The following is a 19737-nucleotide window of genomic DNA, read 5'->3' on the forward strand; positions in this document are numbered from 1 at the left end:
AGCGGGATTTGGACGAGCCAAACGCCCCTGGCCGTCAGGGGGAAGACGCTGCCTTCCCCCTCGGGCAATCCAATTAGACAAAACCGTGTCCTCGCGCTCTGCGCTGCGGGCCGCACCACTTTTGTCGGATAGCATTTCCTCGCCCCCAACCGCGTTCGCCACGTGGCAGATCAGCAGGAGCAGGCGGCTTCGCCGACTGAACCTGTAAATCAGCCCTAATTTTCCGAAAAGGGAAGTCAGATCAATCGAAACAGCCTGCGGGAGCAAAATGGAGATGTTGCGTCAGATTATCACGCAAGGGTCAAAGTCGTGTGAGGTTCAACATCGAGCAATGAGAATGGAAAGGTTCTGTCGCAAATGGCAGAACTATGTGTCGTCTCACACATAGATGTGGAACGTCACTGATGTTTGACTCAATTGACAGCCAAAACCTCAATAAATCTGCAAATCACGTCATTCATTTCTGACCCAAACGTCAAGCATTTCTGACCCAATCTGGAAAACAGTCCTTTATCAACGCTGCGGCTACAGATGGAGGTTTTTCGACGCGGGCCATAGCGTGCGGGATAGGCTGGAGTTGGCAGTGGCCCGCGTTGACAAACCTCTCAGGGAGGAAACCGCGGGGGCTGGGTGTGGTCTATGGGGAAAGAGCGTTTTCGGTTGGGTCTGTGCTTCTGACTGAGGCTCCGCTCGTGGTTTTGGAGGTGTTGTATCACAAGGTCCGCGAGCGACTTTGGCCTTCGTTTCCCCCGGATATGGATGGTTGAGCGTTCCAGGCGCGGCTTTCGGCATCGCTTTGAACAGATGTGCTCGGCCGGTGTGGCTGAGCCAACCGGTGTGCGGATGATGGTATGAACCAGCTTTTGGTCATGCGGCATGTCTCCGGGGTGGCGCGCGTGATCGCGGGACGTGCCCTGGGCGGAATGTCTCGATGATGCGCATGAGCCCGCCACACTCTGGGCATGGCTCGTGCAATGTCAGCGGGATGATCTCGACACCGGGCATATCTTCCTGCGTTGCCGTTTGTGCGCCGAGCAATGCCCGGATCTTCGCGATGTTGGCTTTGCGCTGCGCGGAAGCGAGAAGGCCGTAGTGGCGGATGCGGTGGAAGCCTTCGGGCAGGACGTGGATCAAGTATCGGCGGATGAACTCATCTGTCACAAGCCGCATAACTTTCATCCGATCTCCCCGCTTGATCCGATAGTCTTTCCAGCGGAATGCCACGATGCCCGCATCGGCGCTAACGAGGCGGCTGTTTGAGATCGCGATCCGGTGGGTGTAACGGCTGAGATAGGCCAGAACGGCTTCTGGGCCGCCGAAGGGCGGTTTGGAATAGACCACCCATTCTGATTGGCGGAACGGCGCGAGCCATTCGGTGAAGTTCGTTGCCTCCGCCAAGCCGGTCACATCGCCGAAGAATGCCAATTTGCCCGCGCGGTGCAGCGCCAACAGCCCGTCAATGAACAACCGTCGAAACAGCCGCGATAAAACCCGCACATGCAGAAAGAACCCTGGTTTGCGTGTGGCCCACTTGGTCCCGCCCGAGGACAGGCCACCACCGGGCACGATCATGTGGATGTGTGGGTGATGCGTCATCGCCGACCCCCAAGTATGCAACACACTGGTCATGCCGACGCGCGCGCCCATGCACTTGGGATCGGCAGCAATGGTCGCTACCGTCTCGGCTGATGCTTTGAACAGCAGTCCATAGACCGCCCGTTTGTTCCAATAGGCGATCCGGGCAATCTCGGCTGGCAGCGTGAAGACCAGGTGGAAATATTCCACTGGTAACAAGTCTTCGGCTCGGGCCGCCATCCAGTCGCGCGCCGCCGGTCCCTGGCACTTCGGGCAGTGCCGGTTCTTACAGCTGTTATACGCAATGTGCTGGTGATCGCATTTGGTGCAAGCCGCTACATGCCCGCCAAGCGCCTCAGTCCGGCAGGCTTCAATGGCGGACATGACCCTGAGCTGCGCGAGGCTCAGGTGCCCTGCATTGGCCCGCCGATAGGCAGGCCCATGATCACGGAAGATGTCGGCAACCTCCAGCGCGTGCCTTGGCACGCCGCGCCTGTCAGGTCACGTCCTGGATATGCTCGAACGGGCTGGCAACCTTGCCCAGCGTCTTGGTGGCAACATGAGTGTATCGCGCCGTCGTGGTTAGCTTGGCATGACCGAGCAAGACCTGGATCACCCGAACATCGGTATCTGCCTCTAGAAGATGCGTGGCAAAGCTGTGCCGGAGCGAATGCAGCGTTGCGGGGCTTTTTGATCTCGGCCATGGCTTTTGCGGAGTTGAAGGCGCGGTTCAAAGAGCGCGGAGATAGAGGCTCGACCCGGCTTTGCCCGGGGAACAGCCAACCCTGTGGACGCGCCTCGCGCCAGTAGTCTCGCAAAAGCTCCAGCAAGGACGGCGACAGCATCACGTCCCGATCCTTGCCGCCCTTGCCGCGTTCGACATGGATCAACATGCGATCACTGTCGATATCCCGCACCTTGAGATTGGTGACCTCGGAGGCTCGCAGTCCTGCGCCATATCCGATGCCGAGTGCCGCCCGATACTTGAGACCCGGTCCCGGGGCCGCTGATAAAACCGCTGCCACTTCCTCAAAGCTCAGCACAATAGGCAGCTTGCGCGGCTCAGTGCGGAATTTCATGTACTTCTTCATGTCCTTGCGGTTGCAGGTCATGCCGAAAAAGAACCGCAGCGCCGTGATCCAGGAATTATAGACCGTAGGCGTGACCTCGGTGTCCGTCATATGAAGCTGATAAGCGCGCAGCTCATCTGGGGTCGCTGTATCCGGTGCGCGTCCGAGGAATGCGGTGAAATCCTTCAGCGCCCTGATATGCGCCTTCTGCGATGTCTCCGCCATCCCGCGAATGCGCATGTCCTCGATCATCCGCGCACGCAGTGGGCTCATCTTCTCCAGTGTCATGGGAGCCTCCTGTCCGATTGAGAAACCTCAATCGTCAGGCACATCACAAAATACGCCTACATATTGTTAGACTCTCTACCTCAGCAACAAGCGCCATTGCTGCGAGAGCGGCTTAGTCCACAGAGCCCAGAGTGTCGAATGCGGCACTCCGATATTTGAGAGATTGCGCAACTGTTATAAAGTCAAACTGAGCTTTACCAAAGGTTGGTGACACAGTATTTTAACTCAATTGATGAATCTAGCCGTGCTTTAGAGAGCAAAGCAGGATTCAAGCTGTGCGGTCGTGATTTAGCCTCTTCGCCGCCTCGCAGAGCATCTTCATATCTTCTGGGTTCTCGGTAAACCCTATGCCAGCAACGATTGTCATCACACAGCTGATTTCATCTTGTGAATCGAACACCGCTGCCGCCTGGCCGGTAACTCCTGCTTTCAAATGGCCTGTGATTGATACAGCTTTGTCTTGGCGTATTTGTTCCAGTGTTTGAGGAGCTGGTGGCTCCCCTCTAAAAGCTTTGGGTTGCGCTTGTCGCGCAGTTTCAATCTGTTTCTTTGACATAAATGCCTGAAACAACAGTCCGCATGCAGTGTTATCCAATGGAAGAACGTCTCCGAGCTTCAAAGAAGCGATCGAAAATGTTTCACTTCGGTACCACCGGACCAGCGTTGGGCCCTGATCTGTCCAGACTGCAATTCCGCCACTTACGGCGAGTTCACCACAGAGCGCTTTCATTTCATGTGACGCAGCGTCCATCAGGTCAAATCGCCGCGCGGCGGAGAGGCCGATCTGCAAGGCATTTTGCCCCAAATCGTAAGGTTGGTTGGGGCCGTCCTGCGTAACCATTCGTGTGGCCAACAAACTTTGAATATAGCGATGCGCCGAGGACGTACCGATTTCAGCACGCTTGGCAATTTCCCCTAGCGCAAGCGGGCGTTCTGCTGCGGCCATCACTTCAAGTATGCGAACAGCCGTCACTACGGAGTTTATCCGATCAGACCCGCCTGCCTTGGTTGGTTTGCTCTCGCTCATATTCGCCAGCTTCCTCGTGCCAATGGGTACGTGTGACAGAAGTAATTGGCTTGGTTGTTGTTGCCAAGCCGCAGTGTGTTGATTGCGCCAGTGTCTTTCGCAACGTCTCTTGAAACCCGAAAGCACTTCTGGAATAGATTCCTCAATGTGGAAAATGATAGATCTGTCAACTCCGCGCGCCAGTGTTCCTTGAATGCAAGCCATCAATCAAAAGCAAACGACTAAGGAAGATGAGATGCCTCTCATGTTGAGAAAGCCACTTCAGCTTGTGGCCTGCGGACTGTTAAGCACTACCGCCCTGATCCCCCCAACTGGCGCATTGGCACAAGAAGATGAGGTCTTTGACCTCGGAACTATTTTTGTGCGCGGCTTAAATCGGACGGTGGCGATTGAAGACGCCGCTGCATCTGTTCAGGTGCTAACCTCTGAAGAGATAGAGCGCGACAAAGGCAACGCAACAGTTCAAGAAGCTGTGCGCAACGTGCCTAATGTGTACTTTCCAAGCGCGGTTGGCGCACCAGTAATTCGCGGTCAGCCCGCTAAAGGTCCCAACCGTGGCGCGGCGGCCTTCTTTGCGGGGACCACTCCGCGCGCCACAATTACGATTGATGGCAGGCGTCTGAGCTTCAACGAATTGAATTTCGGAACAGCAACCCTTTGGGATGTGGATAGCATTGAAGTCTTCCGCGGGCCGCAAACCATCAGCCAAGGGCCGAACAGCATCGCCGGTGCGATAGTTGTAAACACGGCTGACCCAACATTTGAGCGAGAAGGGGCCGTCCGTGTGAGCTATGGCTCTTACGATCGCAAGCAAATATCAGGTGTTTTTTCACAAGCATTGAGCAACGATGTTGCCGTTCGTCTCAGCTTTGACCACAGCGAGCGCGACACCTATATCGATTTCACCAATTCTGCTTTTGATCCCGGACAAGCACCAGTCGGCGAAAAAAATACAACGGGACGTGTGAAGCTGCTTTGGGCTCCAGAAGAGATGCCTGAGCTAGAGGTGAAGTTGACATACAGCTACACGGACACAGAAGGTCAACATGCCGAGCCCTATCAACCACCATTCGAAAATCGTCAGAGTGATGTGACAAACCCAGCTGGCTGGACCACACAAGTTCACTCAGCCGCTCTTGATGCGTCTTATGATTTTGACAATAGCGTCACGCTGACCAACCGCCTGCTGTACTCCGATACAGAAACGCGGCGCTACGTGAATCCCAACACCCAAGGTGGCGCTTCGGTGGATAGTCAGGATCTATCAAACGATCTTCGGCTCACCTTTGGCGACGACGCGGCGCGCCTTTCCGGTGTTGCTGGCTTGTATCTGAACCGAGTCACAGCGGATGAAGCCGTTGATCTATCTGGTTTTTTCGGCGGGGTATCTAACTTTGACGACACAAAAGAAAGCACTGGCATTTACTCTGAGCTAACCTATGAGCTGACAGATCGCTGGTCTTTGACGGGCGGGCTGCGCTATCAGACCGATCGCATAGATCGCGAAGGTACTGTGAATTTCCGCGGTGTTGCGCCAGTGGATTTCGATAAGACCTTTGAGGCGTTTCTGCCAAGTCTCAGCATCGCCTATGATGTTAACGACGATATGACGATGGGTTTCTCCTACAGCACCGGCATGAATCCGGGTGGTGTCTCATACAGCTTTATTCAAGGCGAATATGTGGAATTCGAGGAAGAGACTGCAGACAATTACGAGCTGTTCTTGCGTGGGGCATTCCTAGGTGGGCGCTTGAATCTGGCCGGAAACCTCTTCTACACAGATCTCAAAAATGCCCAACGCAACGTTTTGACCGCCTTGAGCGCAACAACGTTTGAATCCATTACTGTGAACGCTGAAAAGGCGAGGTCTTATGGTTTAGAGCTGTCGGGGAGCTATTCGGCAACCGACCGGCTCAGTCTTTGGGGATCTGCAGGGTTCTTGCAGACAGAATTTCAGGAATTCACCAGCGCGGTGGCCGACTACGACGGCAACTCTTTTGCGGAATCGCCTGAATACACCCTGAGTGTAGGTGCCGCATATGACGTGACAGACCGGATTACGGTATCCGGCGATATCACCCATGTCGCTGGATACTATTCTGACGATTTGAACACATCAGCCTTCGAGACCGCCTCCTATACTCTGGCAAATCTCCAAGCCGAATACCGAACAGACTTCGGTGGCACGTTTTACGGATATGTCAACAATCTCACCGATAAGGCCGCTGTTACCAGCATTACGCCGGGCGTGCGCGGAGGCTCACCCACTGCGAGCATGGTTGCACCGCGCGAAATTGGCGTCGGCTATAGGTTGGATTTTTGATCCGATTTTATTCGTGAAATCAAATAAGGGGTGCCCTACAGGTGCCCCTTATTCACTTTCAAACACTCCACGATCAGACAGGGTTTTCCAAAGCCCATCTTTTAATGGCGTCTAGCATATGCATGGCACTCGCAACGGTGGTTGTTGCGATTTTGGCTGAGGGCACAAAGATCATCCGATGATCTTGTGCCGGACGAGAAAACCGCCTCCAGCCCGGGCTGATGACATCCAGTTTGGCAGACAGCATATCCGTAGGATCGGTTGCAGCCACAAACCCATCCGTGGCTAATAAAAGGTCAGGGTTCAGTCGCGGAAATTCCTCAGCGCTTAGCGGTGTGCGCCAACCATCACCGAAAGCATCTTCCCTTCCCGATTTTGACCAAATCAACGCTCTATATCCCAGATCGCGCAGGGCCTGCATGCCGCCCGTTAAATCGCGCAACACACTTATGTCATCGCGCACCATCACCAGCATAGCAGTTGATTGTCTGGGATCCGGTTGCCCGTAAGCAACCACGACACCACGAACCTCTTCAATCTTGTCACGGTATTGGACATAAAGTGCGTTGTAGACATCCTCTTTGTCCAAGAGCCGGGCCATCTTGCGTTGCGACTCAAAGCCCGTGGATTTTGAGGCCCGGGTATGAAGTACATAAGTGGGGGCAATTTTCTCAAGTTGACCGAGCATAGCCATATCCAGCTCAGACCCAAGTATCAGATCGGGTTTAAGCGCGCGTACTCTCTCAAGATCCAATCCGCCCAACGGACCGGTGCCGACGATCCCTTCGGCACCTGCATCCCGGCCCAGTACCTCACGAATGAAATCAACTCCGAATAAGGATCCGCCATCATCGTCACGCCCAAAGCTGCCGACAACGTTAAGTCCAAGTTCAAGCGCTGGGATGGTCAGCAACCCTTCATACAAAGATACAATCCGCTGTGGGCGAACCGGCATCGTCACCTCACGCCCAGCATCATCGGTTACGGATTTGGTCCCTACTGCAAACGCTGGGTTGGCCAAAAGCATGCAGCTGCCAGCAAGAAAGTACCTTCGATCCATCTATATGCCTCCTTCAGGCCCTGCGGTTCAAGTTGCGCAACCGCAGTGTAATAATGAAAAGCGGCGCGCCGATCAGGGTCAGGGCCAGACCCAGTGGCAACGCAATATCATGCGAAACAATACGGCTGAGCGTATCACCAGCCACTACCAGTAGCCCACCCATCAGCGCCGACTGCACCAATCGTGGGCGACCCGAGGCACGGTTCAGAAACATCGCGAGATGCGGTCCCAGCACCCCCAGAAACGAGAGCGGTCCGACAGCTGTGACGGAGGCTGAGGTGATCAAAATCGCCAGAAACAAAATCGCAGGACGGCTGCGCCGTGTCTCTTCACCCAGACTTTTTGCTACGGCGTCGCCAAGATCGAACAACCGTGTGGCCGGACCATATATCAAAACCGCAGGGATACAGAGCAGGCCCCAGGGCAAAAAAGACCAGACCCGCGCCCAGTCTGCCATGACCAAGGATCCGGCCATCCAAGCAGCCAAGGCGGTAGACAATTCGGGAGGCGTGTAAAGCGACAGCACCGAGGACACAGAAGATAGCACCGTTTCGATGGCGATCCCCATCAATAAAACGGCCATCCCCGCCCGCTCAGCGGAGCGCGTCAGCAGGATTACAATAGCCCCAACGCTCAATCCCCCGGCCAGCGCGACAAAGGGCAGAATGTGATGCGACAGACCCGGCGCGATCACCAGGCTCAAAATCATCGCGACCAAAGCTCCTTGACTCAGGCCGAGCAGCCCCGGATCCACAAGAGGATTCTGTACCAGAGATTGCATCAGAGCGCCTGTCATAGCCACTGCACAGCCGACGCTCCATCCTAGGACAATACGTGGCAAGCGAACCTGCCACAGCGCATAAGCTTCATCGCTATGTGGATGGGTCAACGCCACCCACATGTCGGACCAACGCAGGTCAATGGACCCTGTGCGCAGGTGTATTGCAGCACAGATAAGCGTAGCCGCGAAGAGGCCCGCAGCTGTTATCAGGGGGCGTCTTTGGATCATCCTGCTCGTTCCGAATTTCTTGACTGGAAGTAGTGGCGTCGCACAATCCACACAAAGACCACCCCGCCCAATAGATCCATCATGACCCCGGTATGCAGGACGTAGGGTTTGAACACCAATCGCGCCGCAACATCCGCCCAAAGACACACCCCCGCCCCGACGACGGCACAGACAGGTAACTGGCGTGACAGCAGATTGCCAGTAAATGGCCGGACCATATGAGGAACAACCAATCCGATAAAACCCACAGGACCACAGATTGCCACGGCGGAGCTTGCTCCAACGACCACCGCAGCCAGCCCCAGATATGTGACCGGCAAAATCGCAACCCCTGCGGACGCGGCAGTATCACGCCCCAATGAAACCAGAGTCAAAGCTCGGGCCAAAAATAGCAGCACAAGCGTGCTCCCTGCACCCAACCACCAAAGATGATAAAGCCGATCTGCGTAGACGTGGTTGATATTTCCAGCCAGCCAGTTCAGAAGTTCTGCACGAACATGCGGATCCGTCAGCAAGAGCGTGTTGGCCACCCCGGAAAACAGCGCCGACAAGATCACACCAGAAAGGACAAGACCCAAGCCGCGCGGGTCTCCAGATTCGGCTGTCACGCGCGCCACCAGAACGCATCCGACAAATCCGGCAAGACCTCCCAACAGCGCCAAACCAGCCTGCACTCCCGGTGCCGTGTGGGGTGACAAGCCAAAGAGCACAACGCCAACAACCACAAACAGCGACGCCCCCGCATTAATGCCCAGAATTTGCGGCGAGGCCATTGGGTTGCGGCTGAGCGATTGCAGAACCGCCCCTCCGATCGCCATCACACCGCCCGTATAGACGGCGATCCAGATGCGCGGCATACGCTGGGTCTGAACAACAAAATGTTCGTAATTGTCAGGGTTCGGAGAGAAAAGCGCGACAAATACATCGGCCGGAGCCATATTCTGTGCGCCAAAACACAAGTTAGCAAGCAGCCCAGACACCATAAACACAAGTGCAAACACGAGAGGCCCCGTCATCCAGTCAGCCCCAATGGCACACATAAATGACGTGTGTTCCGGTCAAACACATCGACCTCAACCCCATAAGTGTTTCGGACTGTATGGGCGGTCAGCGCTTCGCGCACAGATCCACGTGCCGCGACCTTGCCATGATCAAGCATCACAACGTGATCTGCATAATGGGCCGCCAGATTGAGATCATGTAACACACACACGACCACTCTGTTGCTATCCCGCGCAATCTTTTGCACCAGTTCCAGCACCGCAATCTGATAGCGCAAATCAAGATGATTGACTGGCTCATCCAGCAAGATTGCATCGGCTGCCTGTGCCAAAATCATAGCGATCCAAGCCCGCTGCCTCTGACCACCGGACAAAACACTCATTTGATCATGAGCCATCTCTAACAAGCCAACGGTTTCCAATACCTCATCAAAACAGCGTTTTTGCTCTGCGGACACGCGGCTGAACAGGCCGCGGCGGGCGTAGCCACCGAGCTCGACCAATTCGGAAACACTCATGTAATCCGGGCAGTGGGCATCTTGAGGTAGGTAGGCCATGCGCCGTGCGCGCTGCCGCCGAGGCAGGTTTTGAATCTCTTCATTATTAAGAAAGAGCTTTCCACTTTGCTGTGGCAAAAGACCCATCATGGCTTTCAGCAATGTGGATTTGCCGCAACCATTTGGACCCACCAATGCGGTCAAACCGCCCGATCTAAATTCAATTGAAAGATCATCCACAACAGCCACAGAAGAACTGCTGTATCCCGCTGTAATGTGATGACACTCTAGCACGTCAACCTCATCCGCCTACAAATCCCTTTTAACGGTACGCTTTCCGTATTGCGGTATGTTTCAAACTAAATCTATAAACAATCCAGATTTTTACGCAATTGCGCCGACCCCGCTAAAACGGTCAAATCGGAGGCCTCATGACGTCATCCCACCGCCTACACATCGGTTTTTCCGCCAACACGACCTGGCTTTCAGGCAATGCATGGCGCAGACCCGACAGTGGCGTGTATCCGGGTGGCTTTGGTGATCCAGGGTTGGCTCATATAAAACGCGCTGAAGCGGCCCATCTGGATTTCATTTTCCGCGCAGACGTTCTTTACAATATGGGCCTGGGCAGTGGTGAATTGGATCCCAACTTGCAATTCGCGGCAGTTGCAGGACAAACGTCATCCATCGGACTGGTGACAACAGCATCGACCATGTTCATCCCGCCCTACTATCTTGCGCGGCAGTTGCAATCTCTGCACTGGCTGTCGAATGGGCGAGCAGGCTGGAATGTTGTCACATCTCTGGGCGGACATGGTAACTTCGGCCTAGATGAAATGCCATCGGCTGACGTGCGTTACGCAAACGCCCGCGACTATCTTGAGGTCATCAGGAAACTTTGGAAAAGCTTTCCACGCAACGCGCTGATCGCCGATCGCGACAGCGGCCAACTGATTGATCCTGACCTGATTCAGCAGATCCATCACAGCGGCCCTTTTCACAAAGTCGAAGGTCCGCTGAACATACCAACACACCCAGCACCCCTGCCCTTGTTTCAAGCCGGGGCTTCGCCAACGGGGCGTGATTTCGCAGCCTCCTGTGCCGATGCAATTTTTGCGTCCTGCCCGGATATGGAGGCCGCTCTGGAGCTACGCAGCGACATCCGATCGCGGGCAGTCGCACACGGCCGCAAAGCGGACGATATTAGAGTGCTGCCCGGCCTCAGTCTTTTCCTTGCGGAAACACGCGAGGCTGCGCAGGCTCTTTTTGCGGACACTCACAAGGGGATCGGAGACCAGCGCAAAATCGACTATGTACGTGACACCGCAGGAATTGACCTAACCTCCATACCTGCCAATACGCGGGTGACACCTGACATGATCCAAAGACCGCAAACTGTGCGCAGCCGCACCCACGCCGACCTCTTGTATAGGCGCATTGAGCATGACAGCCCAACGGTGGAGGCACTGCTGAACAGCGTCGAGGTCACTGGATCCAGCCATTGGCCAGTGATCGGGACAGCTCAGGACGCCGTGGATCAGATCGTCGCATGGCATAGCGCCGGTGCCATAGATGGTTTTATCGCTTTCCCGGGCGGCTCCATGGCATCCTACAATCTCTTCTTTGACGAAGTTATGCCACGACTGGTGGCGCTAGATTTGTTCCGCAGTTCATACGAAGGCAATACGCTTGCAAGCCATTTAAGTCGTTATTGAATTTCAAGCTGAAACCGACAAACGAAACCAACCACCGCAATTAACCAGCAATTAACCGGTGATTTGAGCGCACGCGCCTGTTTCGCCAATGTAATATAGAGGCCAGAGCAAGCGACTGTCTTTCTTACTGAGATTGGCCGCAAGGTGCCGTTCGCGTTGCTCCTTTGCGCTCGTAACCGGCAGCACACTCAGAGATTTCTGCGGTGTGACAAAAGTGGCGGGGCTTATGGCGCCGCCGCCTTGTTTGTTGGGCCAGCGGGAATTGGACGAGCCAAACGCCCCTGGCCGTCCGGCGGAAAGCGCTGCCTTCCCCCTCGTGTAAAGCTACTGCTGTGTGCAATCTGTCTTCGGCGTTTGCGACCTCAATCTTCAAAACGAGGGCCTCAAATCCAAACCAACTACTCTTCCAACTCATCAGAAAAGCATTTCATGACATAGCCCGGATCTATCGGGCCCATCAATTGAACCTTTTTTTGAAGCTCCCGCATTTTAGCCAACAGCTCCTCATACCCAGTGTCAGATATAACGCTTGGAACTGCTGAATGCTCGACCAGGCAATGTAGGTTTTTGCACGATTGGTGTCGGTGTTTTGATGCTTTAGCGTCTCCCCCTCAAACGCGACATAACCGATGTGCGGCGCGGAGGGATGTCAGCCTCTGTTAAGAGGCTGTTGTGAAGGTCATCGCGATTTCTTGAGCTAGACCTTCACCGCCAACTTAATGACCGAGATTTTCCGGTTCAGTTTGCTCAGGGTCGCGGTCAAATGCGCTTGCCCAATTGGTCAGCAAAGCACTTTCACCATGCAACAGGCGCCACTGACGAATGCCATTTCGACACCCTGCCCGCCCAACACGTGTCGCTGGTTCGGAAACATCCCGCGCTTCTTTGCCAGCCTTCAGCGCGGCCCACGCCGTGTTCTTACCAGCCAGATACTCCTCCGCCCCCCAAGCTTGTAGCAACATCTGGAAATGATCAAAAGCGGCTTTGTTAAAGGGCAGGTCCTCTCCCAAACGGCCAATAACGGGGTTTTCCGGGTGCATACCGCAGCATGGCACAAGCCCTTCCGGAATCAGCGTATTGGCAGAATGCGTGCGCTTGGCCCGCAGAAGTTTGGGAAGCACATGGGTGTGCGGACCGTCGGGTGATTTGCCACCGGTGTCTGGGCCACCGATCATTTGATAAACCTCAACCCGCCCTATCCGTGTCAAAGCAACCCGATGAGGGTGGGCTTTCAGGATCGCACCCATAGCGGGACTATGGTGATCAAACAACGAGCGGCCCTCATTTGCGCGCAAAACCTCAAGTAGTGTGGGATCAGTCGTCCGAATGCAGAAATCGACTTGAAACTGTGCCAGCCCCATATCAAACAGCACCGCGTCCCGATCTGTTGCGCGCAAGGCCTCGGTATCCGCACCAAGTTCGGTCAACACATCTCGCTGATGCATAGCGGCTTGATCTGTTGGCAAACACAGCGACACCGCCTGCGTCCAGCGATGTGGTTTGGGGCTCAGAGTTTCATAGGCCACCGGTGTCACCCCCTCCAGACGGTCAATACGCACACCTCCGCGTGGCGTGACCTGCATCAACCCGTCTTGGCTCGTGGGTACATCATCACCGTACACATGGTGGAACTCGGCAATGGCGCCAAATGACCCCATGTTCCAGCCGGTGTCTTCCTGAATGAGTGCGTCGCGCAATACGTTTTCAAGCTCTGGCACGCTGTCTTTCCTCTGTTTCATCAATCCACTTGTCAGCGCCCGCACGCACAGCGTCATAGACGGCGCGCCCGACGGCCTCTCCGATAGCTGTATGAAGGCCCGCATAAAGCCGGTCCCCCTCCGGGGCAGCAACGGCGACACAATCTGTCCCCGTTCCCGTTGCAACCCCTGTCGGTACTCTGAAGCCCGCATCCATGACAGCGGCAGTGCGAGCCTGCACGGCAATGCTCATCGCTTCGAGCAGCCCTGCTTGGGTCATTCCTTCGCTGATCCCCAGACCAACATTTATTGTGCCCCAATCACGGCCCGAATAATCCACCCGATGCCCAACGCGCTCCCCATTGGAGAGGCCCACAGTCGCGACCGCTTCGACAGTCACCCCATCAACGCTTGCGGTGCGTGCTTCGTAGCGAGTGATGTCGCGTGAGGTGAGCATAACCACGGCATCCTCGGAATAACACCGCACCAATTCGGCATTGATCCACTGCTGCACATCTACACCTTCAGGCAAATCGCGATTGCGCACCTCACGCCATAGAAGACGGGATGCGCGCGCAAACCCCGGTGCGTTTATCGACCAACTCAAGGCTTGCATGTCCTCGCCAAGGTCAAACTCCAGCCAAGGGGCTTTTAGTTTCACGTAGCTCATTTCACCACCTCAATAGGTTGAAACACCGGCCCCTCCGCTGTCTCCTCATGCCAAACAGAAACACCAAAGGCCTCTGCCATCAGCTCGGTGGTGAGCACATCATGTGGCGTACCATCAGCAATCACTCCACCTTCGGCAAGAAGGATAAGGCGGGTGCAGTGGCGGGCGGCAAGACCGAGATCATGAATCGAGATCATGACAGCACGGCCATCACCCGCCAGCTCGCGAAAGACTTGCATCGTGGAAATCTGATGCGCGGGGTCAAGCCCGGCAATGGGTTCATCCGCCATTAGAAGCCATTAGAAGCCATTAGAACAGGTGTGTCCTGCGCCAAGGAACGAGCAATAAGCGCTCGAGCCTGTTCACCCCCAGATAGGCGCGAGGCTGCACGCTGCCGATAGGCCTCCAACCCCAGACGCTCTATTGCCGCATCCACCCGGACCTGATCAGCGAGCGGCATCCTCTGCCCCGTCGCCAGATGCGGCAGCCGCCCCAGCGCCACGATGCGCTCCACGGACACCGGCCACGCAATTTCGCGGGATTGCGGCATCCACGCCACCGTCCGCGCGCGCTGACGTGGTGACATGGCAGCCAGCGAACTGCTCCCGTCATGCGGCAGCAATCCCAAAATGGCACGCATCAGACTGGTTTTTCCTGCACCATTAGGGCCGATCAGCCCAACAAACTCACCTTCTTGTATCTCAAAGGAAATGCCCTTGAAGACTTCTCTTCTACGCAGAGAAATCCCAAGGTTTTGGACCGACATCAGGGTCATGGCAGTTCCTTCCGCGTTTTGTAGATAAGGTGCAGGAACAACGGTGCCCCAACGAGGGCAGTCACAACGCCAAGCTTCAAATCCCGCGTCGGCAGGATAACCCGAACGGCAATATCAGCAAGCTGCAACATGATTGCCCCTCCCAGTGCGGAGGACCACATCAGCCGCGACGGCTGCGCACCGGCAAACGGGCGCAGAATATGTGGCACCACCAACCCGACAAAACCGATGGCTCCGGCAACCGCGGTGACGCCGCCCACAATGCTCGCTGTACCCACCACGATCAGAAGCCGTAGCCGCGACAGGTCAAAACCCATGGTTTCCGCGGCATCCTCGCCAAGTGTGAGCGCATCCAGACCACGCGCAGTCATCGCAATCACCACAGCCCCTGCCACAACAAACGGCAACGCCAGCCAGACATGCGTCATGGAGCGATCTGCCAAAGAGCCCATCATCCAGAAAACAATCTCATTGGCGGCGAAGGGATTGGGTGAGAGGTTCAATGCAAGTGATGTCAGTGCTCCGGCCAATGCCGAAATAGCAATCCCGGCAAGGATAAGCGTCAGAGAGCCGCCGCGCGGACCTGCCAGTGCCATCACCAGGCACACGCCTACCAAGGCCCCCGCCAACGCAGACAGAGGAAGCCCCAGAAACACATTTGCCGCCAACCCGGAATGTATCGCCAAAACCGCACCCAGAGCAGCCGAGGAGGATACGCCAATCAACCCCGGCTCAGCCAGAGGATTGCGCAAATATCCCTGCATTGCTGCACCGGCAAAACCAAGGCCAGCTCCGGCGGTTATTGCCAGAAGCCCGCGCGGCAGTCGGATTTCCTGCATCACCAGCGTGAGCGGCCCAAAGCTGTTATCAAACAGCGCCTGAAGGCTGTCGATCGCAGGCACATTGGCGGGCCCGATGGTAAGCGAGGCTACAAATAGTCCCAGCACACCAAGGCCAAGTCCGATCTCCAATCGCATCACTCTGCTGTCCTTTGAAATTGATCCCGATCGTTGCGCAACCGCTTTATCGCGCGAAGCACGTACGGTGTGCCGCACACCCAGTCTCGGTCTCGCATGTCACTGCGCATGCCCGGCGCGCGATACACGTCCAGCACGGGATGTCGCAAAACGTCTTCAGCGCGGGAGTGGCCCGGATAATCGCCAGAGTTGATCACCATATCAGGCGCGGCCATGACCAGTACTTCCAGCGGCAGAATGCCACCCTGCGAGAACCCCTTTTCGGTGGCGACATTGCGCAGCCCCGCGGCCCGCAGAATTTGCCCGGCCAGCGATTTATCTCCGGATGTCCACCCGTTGGCAGAATACAGCGCAGCACGTGGCCCTTCTTCGTTGGCCTCAGTGAGAGCGGACAGATCACCAATAAATTGCGCTGCCATGGCTTCGGCACTGTCTTCATGACCAAGGAGCGTCCCCATTTTGAGAATACGAGCCACGACATCGTCCAGCGCTCGGGCGGGTTGTATAACGGCTACTGGAACGTCAAGCCGACGCAGCATATCGACGGTTGCGCGGGTGGTATATGCACCGGCAATCACGAGATCAGGCTCCAGCAGGTAAATCTCCTCGGCACGCCCGTGATTGATCTCATAAGCGCGAGCCTCTTCCACCATGGCGGAGCTGCGGCTGTCCAAAGCGAGATAGGACACCGACAACAATTGCCCAGGCGCTGCGAGCATCATTGCAAGCTGATCTGTACAGAGGTTCATTGAGACGACACGCTGTGGATGCGCGGGAAACTCAGATGAAGGTGGCACAGAAAGCGGATCAGCCGCCTCCTGCGCCTGAGCGGCCCCACCCAAAAGCAGCACCGCCAACATTGATATGAGATGCGTCAAACGCATTTTAGAAAGATGCACTTATACCAAGATATGCGGTGCGTTCCTGACCATAGAAGCCCCAGGCCTCTGAATATTCTTCATCAAAGAGATTGATGATACGACCCGTGAGCATCAAGTTCTCCGTCAGCTCATACTGCCCAGCAAGGTTTAGAACTGTGAAAGAGGGCAGTTTTGTTGTCGGGTTGTTTGGCCATGGGCGAAACCACTCGGTGTCATAACTGCCGTTAACGTAGCGCAATTCCGCCGTGGCAACGGCGCGATCATTCAGGAAGGACGTGCGCGCCTGAAGGGCAAATTCATGCTCTGGGCGGCGCACCAAAGGGGCCCCTGTTGGGTCTTCGCCATCGCCATAAGAATAGCTCGCTTTCAGATCGAGCCAGTCGTTGACAGTCCAGTCGCCGGTTACCTCGAGCCCTTGACGCACGCTGGTGCCTGTCAGGTTGACGGCTGTCATACCTGCAGAAGAAATCATGTCGTCAATTTCATTGCGATAGATGGTAACGCCCAAATTGCCGCGACCATCCGCCAGCGTCCAATCTGCGCCCAGTTCAAAGCTGAGACTTTCTTCGGGCTTGAGGTCGGGATTGCCGACAAACTGGCCCGGAGAATAGCCAAACTGCTCATACATGGTGGGGTTGACCGTCGCCTGCCCCAAGGACCCGCGCAAACGCAGATCGGTACCGGGGATGCGGTAGGCCGCAGACAGGTTCCAAGAGAGCGGATTTTCGAAAACATCGATGTCATCGTAGCGAATGCCCGCCTGCACATCGACGCCATTGGATAAAATACCCTGATAATCAATTGCGATCGCGCGCGTGTTGCGCTCTTGCGTGCCTTCAGACCACGGCGACGAAATGTCCATGCTCTCTGTCTGTGCTTCCAGTCGCACATTCAGCTTTTGATTGGAACTCCGTGCCGCCTGTCCATCCAGCGAGAAGGTGGAGGTGTATTTGAAACTCTGGCGGTCAGACGCGTATTTTGATGGTGTCGCGGTATTGGGATCTGACACTGACTCCTGATCCATTCCCGAGAGTTCGAAACGATGGAGCCACAAATCATCGCGCGTTTCGGCTTCCAGCCAGATTGCCCCGGATTGCTGCTCAATGTGCGTTTCCTTGAGTGGCAGCGCAAGGTATCCGTCAGGCGTTTGCGACACTGCGGTCGAGCAATAGGTGTAGTCCTGATCTAGATCGCGGAATGTAAAGCCAATCCGCACCCCACCATCGCCCAAGTAGGTATCACCGGACAGGTTGATGTTGCGCACCTCGTTGTCGGCATTGGGTTGGAAAAGCCCCGTCGCTTTCGAGAGAAAAGTGGCCTAAAAAAGCTCTTGGGGCGGCACAAAAACGTGACAGGTCCAGTTTGATATCTTTCCGGCCACAGAACTTCAGGCGATGTTCCGAGCTGCACGGCAATGGCTTTCTGGATACGCTCCGATCGCCGATAGCCTTGCGAGACAGTTGAAACGGAACTGATGGAAACCCCAAGTTCTCTACTTATCTGCGCCAAACTCGTGCCCAACAAACGTAGATCGTACTTGATACGTTCATGTCTTGCCAAATCCACGATCAATACGCCCGCCAAGCTAAGTCCTCAGTCTAACACCAACAATAAGTACGTGCCGTTCTACAGCACACCACATCTTGAGTCTCTATTTTTGTTTTATTTCAATGACTTACATATTGATGACCTGAAAACGAAATCCAATCTTGTGCCGTTCGTGCTAACCGATTGAAATAAAGCAACATCACGACAGAAAACATTCCCCTACAAACCGAGAACTCAGGTGAGAAAAGTCAGCAAAGTAAAAGTTGGGAACGAAGAACTCTATTCCGTGAGCGCCACAAACACAGGCGCCAAAGTTTACGCGCGCGAGTGTTTAATCGCCTTATTGAAGGCTTCAGATTGTCTGCGGACCTTCGCCAGGCGGCTCGGGATTTCTCCGCTCGTTGGGCGCAGACTACTGGAACTCGCTCGATTTAACTATGTTGTGCACCTTCACAGGCAATACAAAAAAGGAGCGACATGCTTTCAGCTGGCCCAAGACAACGGTTTGAAATTGTCTACATTGCTACGTCTCTTCCGTGAGCAAAAACTGAGAGTGCAGCGCGGAGTACGCAGGCCAAGGGTAACTCCAAGGAAACTAATCCAGATTTGGCGAGACACCGAAACGATCATCGGAGTTGCCAGAAAGCTCGGCATCGCAAGAAATACCGCACGAAACATACTTCTGGAAGCAGGCCTGATTCAGGCGAAAATACCACGCTATAGGAGGCAAATACTTCCCGAGGGAGCTATCATTGGAAAGCCGATTGCTACTTGATTTTCGAATTGACCTCCGAAGCATCCAAAAAGTTTGCTTTTCGTCACGAAGCTTGTAGGTATCGCAGATCGCCGAAAACACTTGGAGTTCCGCTTTCCCGCAAACAGTGACCCCAGAAGATCTGCTAGAAATTGTAAATCTAGATTTGCACGGCAGTTCAACACCTGATGGTGCAAGAAGACTTTGTGAGCTTGGCATGGCCATCCCAGCCAATTTTGCATTCACCAGTCAAACTGGCCAAACGCTGCAATTTCAGACGATCGATATGGATCTGCAGGGCTACATCCTTTCTAAGAGGGTGCAAGACTGTCTGGTCTCCGAACATCCATTTGTTACGGAAGCCAGAGCAAATGTGCACAAGGATCAGTTTGTCAGCCGTGCTATGGTCGTCTTCGAAACAAATTTCTTGCGATCAAAAAACCCTGAAGAACTTGAGGTTTTACATCGGCGTTCAGCCAAGAGCTGGTGCCTCTAGGCGCACGCACCTTGATAAGCTGGCTAATCTGTAGGGGCGGTTCAGGGAGAACCTACCTGAGTGTCTCCAACCGGCCCTTTCTGGACATTCGTTGACCGGTCAAGATTCTGCGGTCGCAACCCGCCTTACGGCCATTCGCTGCAAGTGCGAATTCTGGGCTTCGTCGAACTCACACATCGCGGACAAAACGGCCTTTACTTTTCAGGTGCTTGCAGAAGCAGCATGCGTTCGCGGGTGCAGCATAGTCTTTGTTGATTGCAGTCGATGTTGTCGAACAGGTCATTCAAGCCCAGTGTGAGGGTTCGCATTCAGACCGACCATTCGAAGTGCTCAGGTCAGATTATCGAAATACTTACAAAACCTCGGTGCGCCAC

15 protein-coding genes and 2 pseudogenes are annotated in these 19737 nt (G+C 55.1%); 3 read left to right on the plus strand and 14 right to left on the minus strand.

From position 1 onward, the window contains the following. Positions 1-867: 867 nt before the first annotated feature. The 3 genes and pseudogenes from J7413_RS19270 to J7413_RS19280 all read right to left on the minus strand — a co-directional run bounded on the left by J7413_RS19270 (position 868) and on the right by J7413_RS19280 (position 3960). Positions 868-2061, minus strand: coding sequence for an IS91 family transposase (locus J7413_RS19270; protein ID WP_209101292.1), 1194 nt, complete (start codon positions 2059-2061; stop codon positions 868-870). A 10-nt stretch (positions 2062-2071) separates the two neighbouring features. After that, positions 2072-2933 (minus strand): annotated as a pseudogene (locus J7413_RS20610) (tyrosine-type recombinase/integrase). Between the two features lie 268 nt (positions 2934-3201). After that, positions 3202-3960 carry an IclR family transcriptional regulator gene (locus J7413_RS19280; RefSeq protein WP_209101295.1) on the minus strand — a complete coding sequence of 253 codons (759 nt, stop codon included), beginning with the start codon at positions 3958-3960 and terminating at the stop codon, positions 3202-3204. A gap of 193 nt (positions 3961-4153) precedes the next feature. On the opposite strand from J7413_RS19280, the gene J7413_RS19285 reads away from it, so the two are divergent. Next, positions 4154-6283, plus strand: a complete 2130-nt coding sequence (locus tag J7413_RS19285; RefSeq protein ID WP_209101298.1) for a TonB-dependent receptor — start codon at positions 4154-4156, stop codon at positions 6281-6283. 73 nt (positions 6284-6356) lie between these two features. Here J7413_RS19285 and J7413_RS19290 read toward each other — a convergent pair whose 3' ends face one another. From J7413_RS19290 to J7413_RS19305, 4 genes are read right to left on the minus strand one after another with little or no spacing between them, the layout of a single operon-like run. Beyond that, positions 6357-7310 carry an ABC transporter substrate-binding protein gene (locus tag J7413_RS19290; protein WP_209101301.1) on the minus strand — a complete coding sequence of 318 codons (954 nt, stop codon included), beginning with the start codon at positions 7308-7310 and terminating at the stop codon, positions 6357-6359. A gap of 46 nt (positions 7311-7356) precedes the next feature. Then, positions 7357-8352 (minus strand): iron ABC transporter permease, encoded by a 996-nt coding sequence (locus J7413_RS19295; RefSeq protein ID WP_209101302.1) that lies wholly within the window; start codon positions 8350-8352, stop codon positions 7357-7359. Next, positions 8349-9368: an iron ABC transporter permease gene (locus J7413_RS19300; protein ID WP_209101304.1), complete on the minus strand. Its 1020-nt coding sequence runs from the start codon at positions 9366-9368 to the stop codon at positions 8349-8351. The genes J7413_RS19295 and J7413_RS19300 overlap by 4 nt, the downstream gene beginning before the upstream one ends. Then, positions 9365-10099: an ABC transporter ATP-binding protein gene (locus J7413_RS19305; RefSeq protein WP_209101306.1), complete on the minus strand. Its 735-nt coding sequence runs from the start codon at positions 10097-10099 to the stop codon at positions 9365-9367. The genes J7413_RS19300 and J7413_RS19305 overlap by 4 nt, the downstream gene beginning before the upstream one ends. A 182-nt stretch (positions 10100-10281) precedes the next feature. Here J7413_RS19305 and J7413_RS19310 point away from each other — a divergent pair, with 182 nt between their 5' ends. Then, on the plus strand, positions 10282-11565 hold the full coding sequence (locus tag J7413_RS19310) for an NtaA/DmoA family FMN-dependent monooxygenase (RefSeq protein WP_209101308.1): 1284 nt from the start codon (positions 10282-10284) through the stop codon (positions 11563-11565). 716 nt (positions 11566-12281) lie between these two features. On the opposite strand, the gene J7413_RS19315 is transcribed toward J7413_RS19310, so the two are convergent. From J7413_RS19315 to J7413_RS19345, 7 genes and pseudogenes are all read right to left on the minus strand, one after another. Beyond that, on the minus strand, positions 12282-13304 hold the full coding sequence (locus J7413_RS19315; protein ID WP_209101310.1) for a hypothetical protein: 1023 nt from the start codon (positions 13302-13304) through the stop codon (positions 12282-12284). Then, positions 13270-13932: an adenosylcobinamide amidohydrolase gene (locus J7413_RS19320; RefSeq protein ID WP_209101312.1), complete on the minus strand. Its 663-nt coding sequence runs from the start codon at positions 13930-13932 to the stop codon at positions 13270-13272. Before J7413_RS19320 ends, J7413_RS19315 begins: the two co-directional genes overlap by 35 nt. Continuing rightward, a pseudogene (locus J7413_RS19325) lies at positions 13929-14707 on the minus strand (ABC transporter ATP-binding protein). The gene J7413_RS19320 and the pseudogene J7413_RS19325 overlap by 4 nt, the downstream one beginning before the upstream one ends. Continuing rightward, entirely contained in the window at positions 14704-15684 is a 981-nt protein-coding gene (locus J7413_RS19330) for an iron ABC transporter permease (protein WP_209101315.1), read from the minus strand. Before J7413_RS19330 ends, J7413_RS19325 begins: the two are co-directional and overlap by 4 nt. Beyond that, positions 15684-16568, minus strand: coding sequence for an ABC transporter substrate-binding protein (locus tag J7413_RS19335; RefSeq protein WP_209101318.1), 885 nt, complete (start codon positions 16566-16568; stop codon positions 15684-15686). Before J7413_RS19335 ends, J7413_RS19330 begins: the two co-directional genes overlap by 1 nt. Before the next feature lies 1 nt (position 16569). Then, positions 16570-17829, minus strand: coding sequence for a TonB-dependent receptor (locus J7413_RS19340; protein WP_209101321.1), 1260 nt, complete (start codon positions 17827-17829; stop codon positions 16570-16572). Further along, positions 17751-18131: a helix-turn-helix domain-containing protein gene (locus tag J7413_RS19345; RefSeq protein ID WP_348538784.1), complete on the minus strand. Its 381-nt coding sequence runs from the start codon at positions 18129-18131 to the stop codon at positions 17751-17753. Before J7413_RS19345 ends, J7413_RS19340 begins: the two co-directional genes overlap by 79 nt. A 953-nt stretch (positions 18132-19084) precedes the next feature. Here J7413_RS19345 and J7413_RS19350 point away from each other — a divergent pair. Further along, the gene (locus tag J7413_RS19350) at positions 19085-19363 is read left to right on the plus strand and encodes a hypothetical protein (protein ID WP_209101326.1); all 279 of its coding nucleotides are present in this window, start codon (positions 19085-19087) and stop codon (positions 19361-19363) included. The last annotated feature ends 374 nt before the right edge of the window (positions 19364-19737 follow it).

The organism is Shimia sp. R10_1 (genome assembly GCF_017744095.1).
GTDB lineage: Bacteria > Pseudomonadota > Alphaproteobacteria > Rhodobacterales > Rhodobacteraceae > Shimia.

Bases quoted from the DNA above. Each gene is read 5' to 3' on its own strand.
- J7413_RS19300 (WP_209101304.1), bottom strand. From the start codon at position 9,368: ATGACGGGGCCTCTCGTGTTTGCACTTGTGTTTATGGTGTCTGGGCTG.
- J7413_RS19320 (WP_209101312.1), bottom strand. From the start codon at position 13,932: ATGAGCTACGTGAAACTAAAAGCCCCTTGGCTGGAGTTTGACCTTGGC.
- J7413_RS19280 (WP_209101295.1), bottom strand. From the start codon at position 3,960: ATGAGCGAGAGCAAACCAACCAAGGCAGGCGGGTCTGATCGGATAAAC.
- J7413_RS19285 (WP_209101298.1), top strand. From the start codon at position 4,154: ATGCAAGCCATCAATCAAAAGCAAACGACTAAGGAAGATGAGATGCCT.
- J7413_RS19315 (WP_209101310.1), bottom strand. From the start codon at position 13,304: ATGAAACAGAGGAAAGACAGCGTGCCAGAGCTTGAAAACGTATTGCGC.
- J7413_RS19335 (WP_209101318.1), bottom strand. From the start codon at position 16,568: ATGCGTTTGACGCATCTCATATCAATGTTGGCGGTGCTGCTTTTGGGT.
- J7413_RS19350 (WP_209101326.1), top strand. From the start codon at position 19,085: ATGGCCATCCCAGCCAATTTTGCATTCACCAGTCAAACTGGCCAAACG.
- J7413_RS19330 (WP_209101315.1), bottom strand. From the start codon at position 15,684: ATGCGATTGGAGATCGGACTTGGCCTTGGTGTGCTGGGACTATTTGTA.
- J7413_RS19290 (WP_209101301.1), bottom strand. From the start codon at position 7,310: ATGCTTTTGGCCAACCCAGCGTTTGCAGTAGGGACCAAATCCGTAACC.
- J7413_RS19295 (WP_209101302.1), bottom strand. From the start codon at position 8,352: ATGATCCAAAGACGCCCCCTGATAACAGCTGCGGGCCTCTTCGCGGCT.
- J7413_RS19310 (WP_209101308.1), top strand. From the start codon at position 10,282: ATGACGTCATCCCACCGCCTACACATCGGTTTTTCCGCCAACACGACC.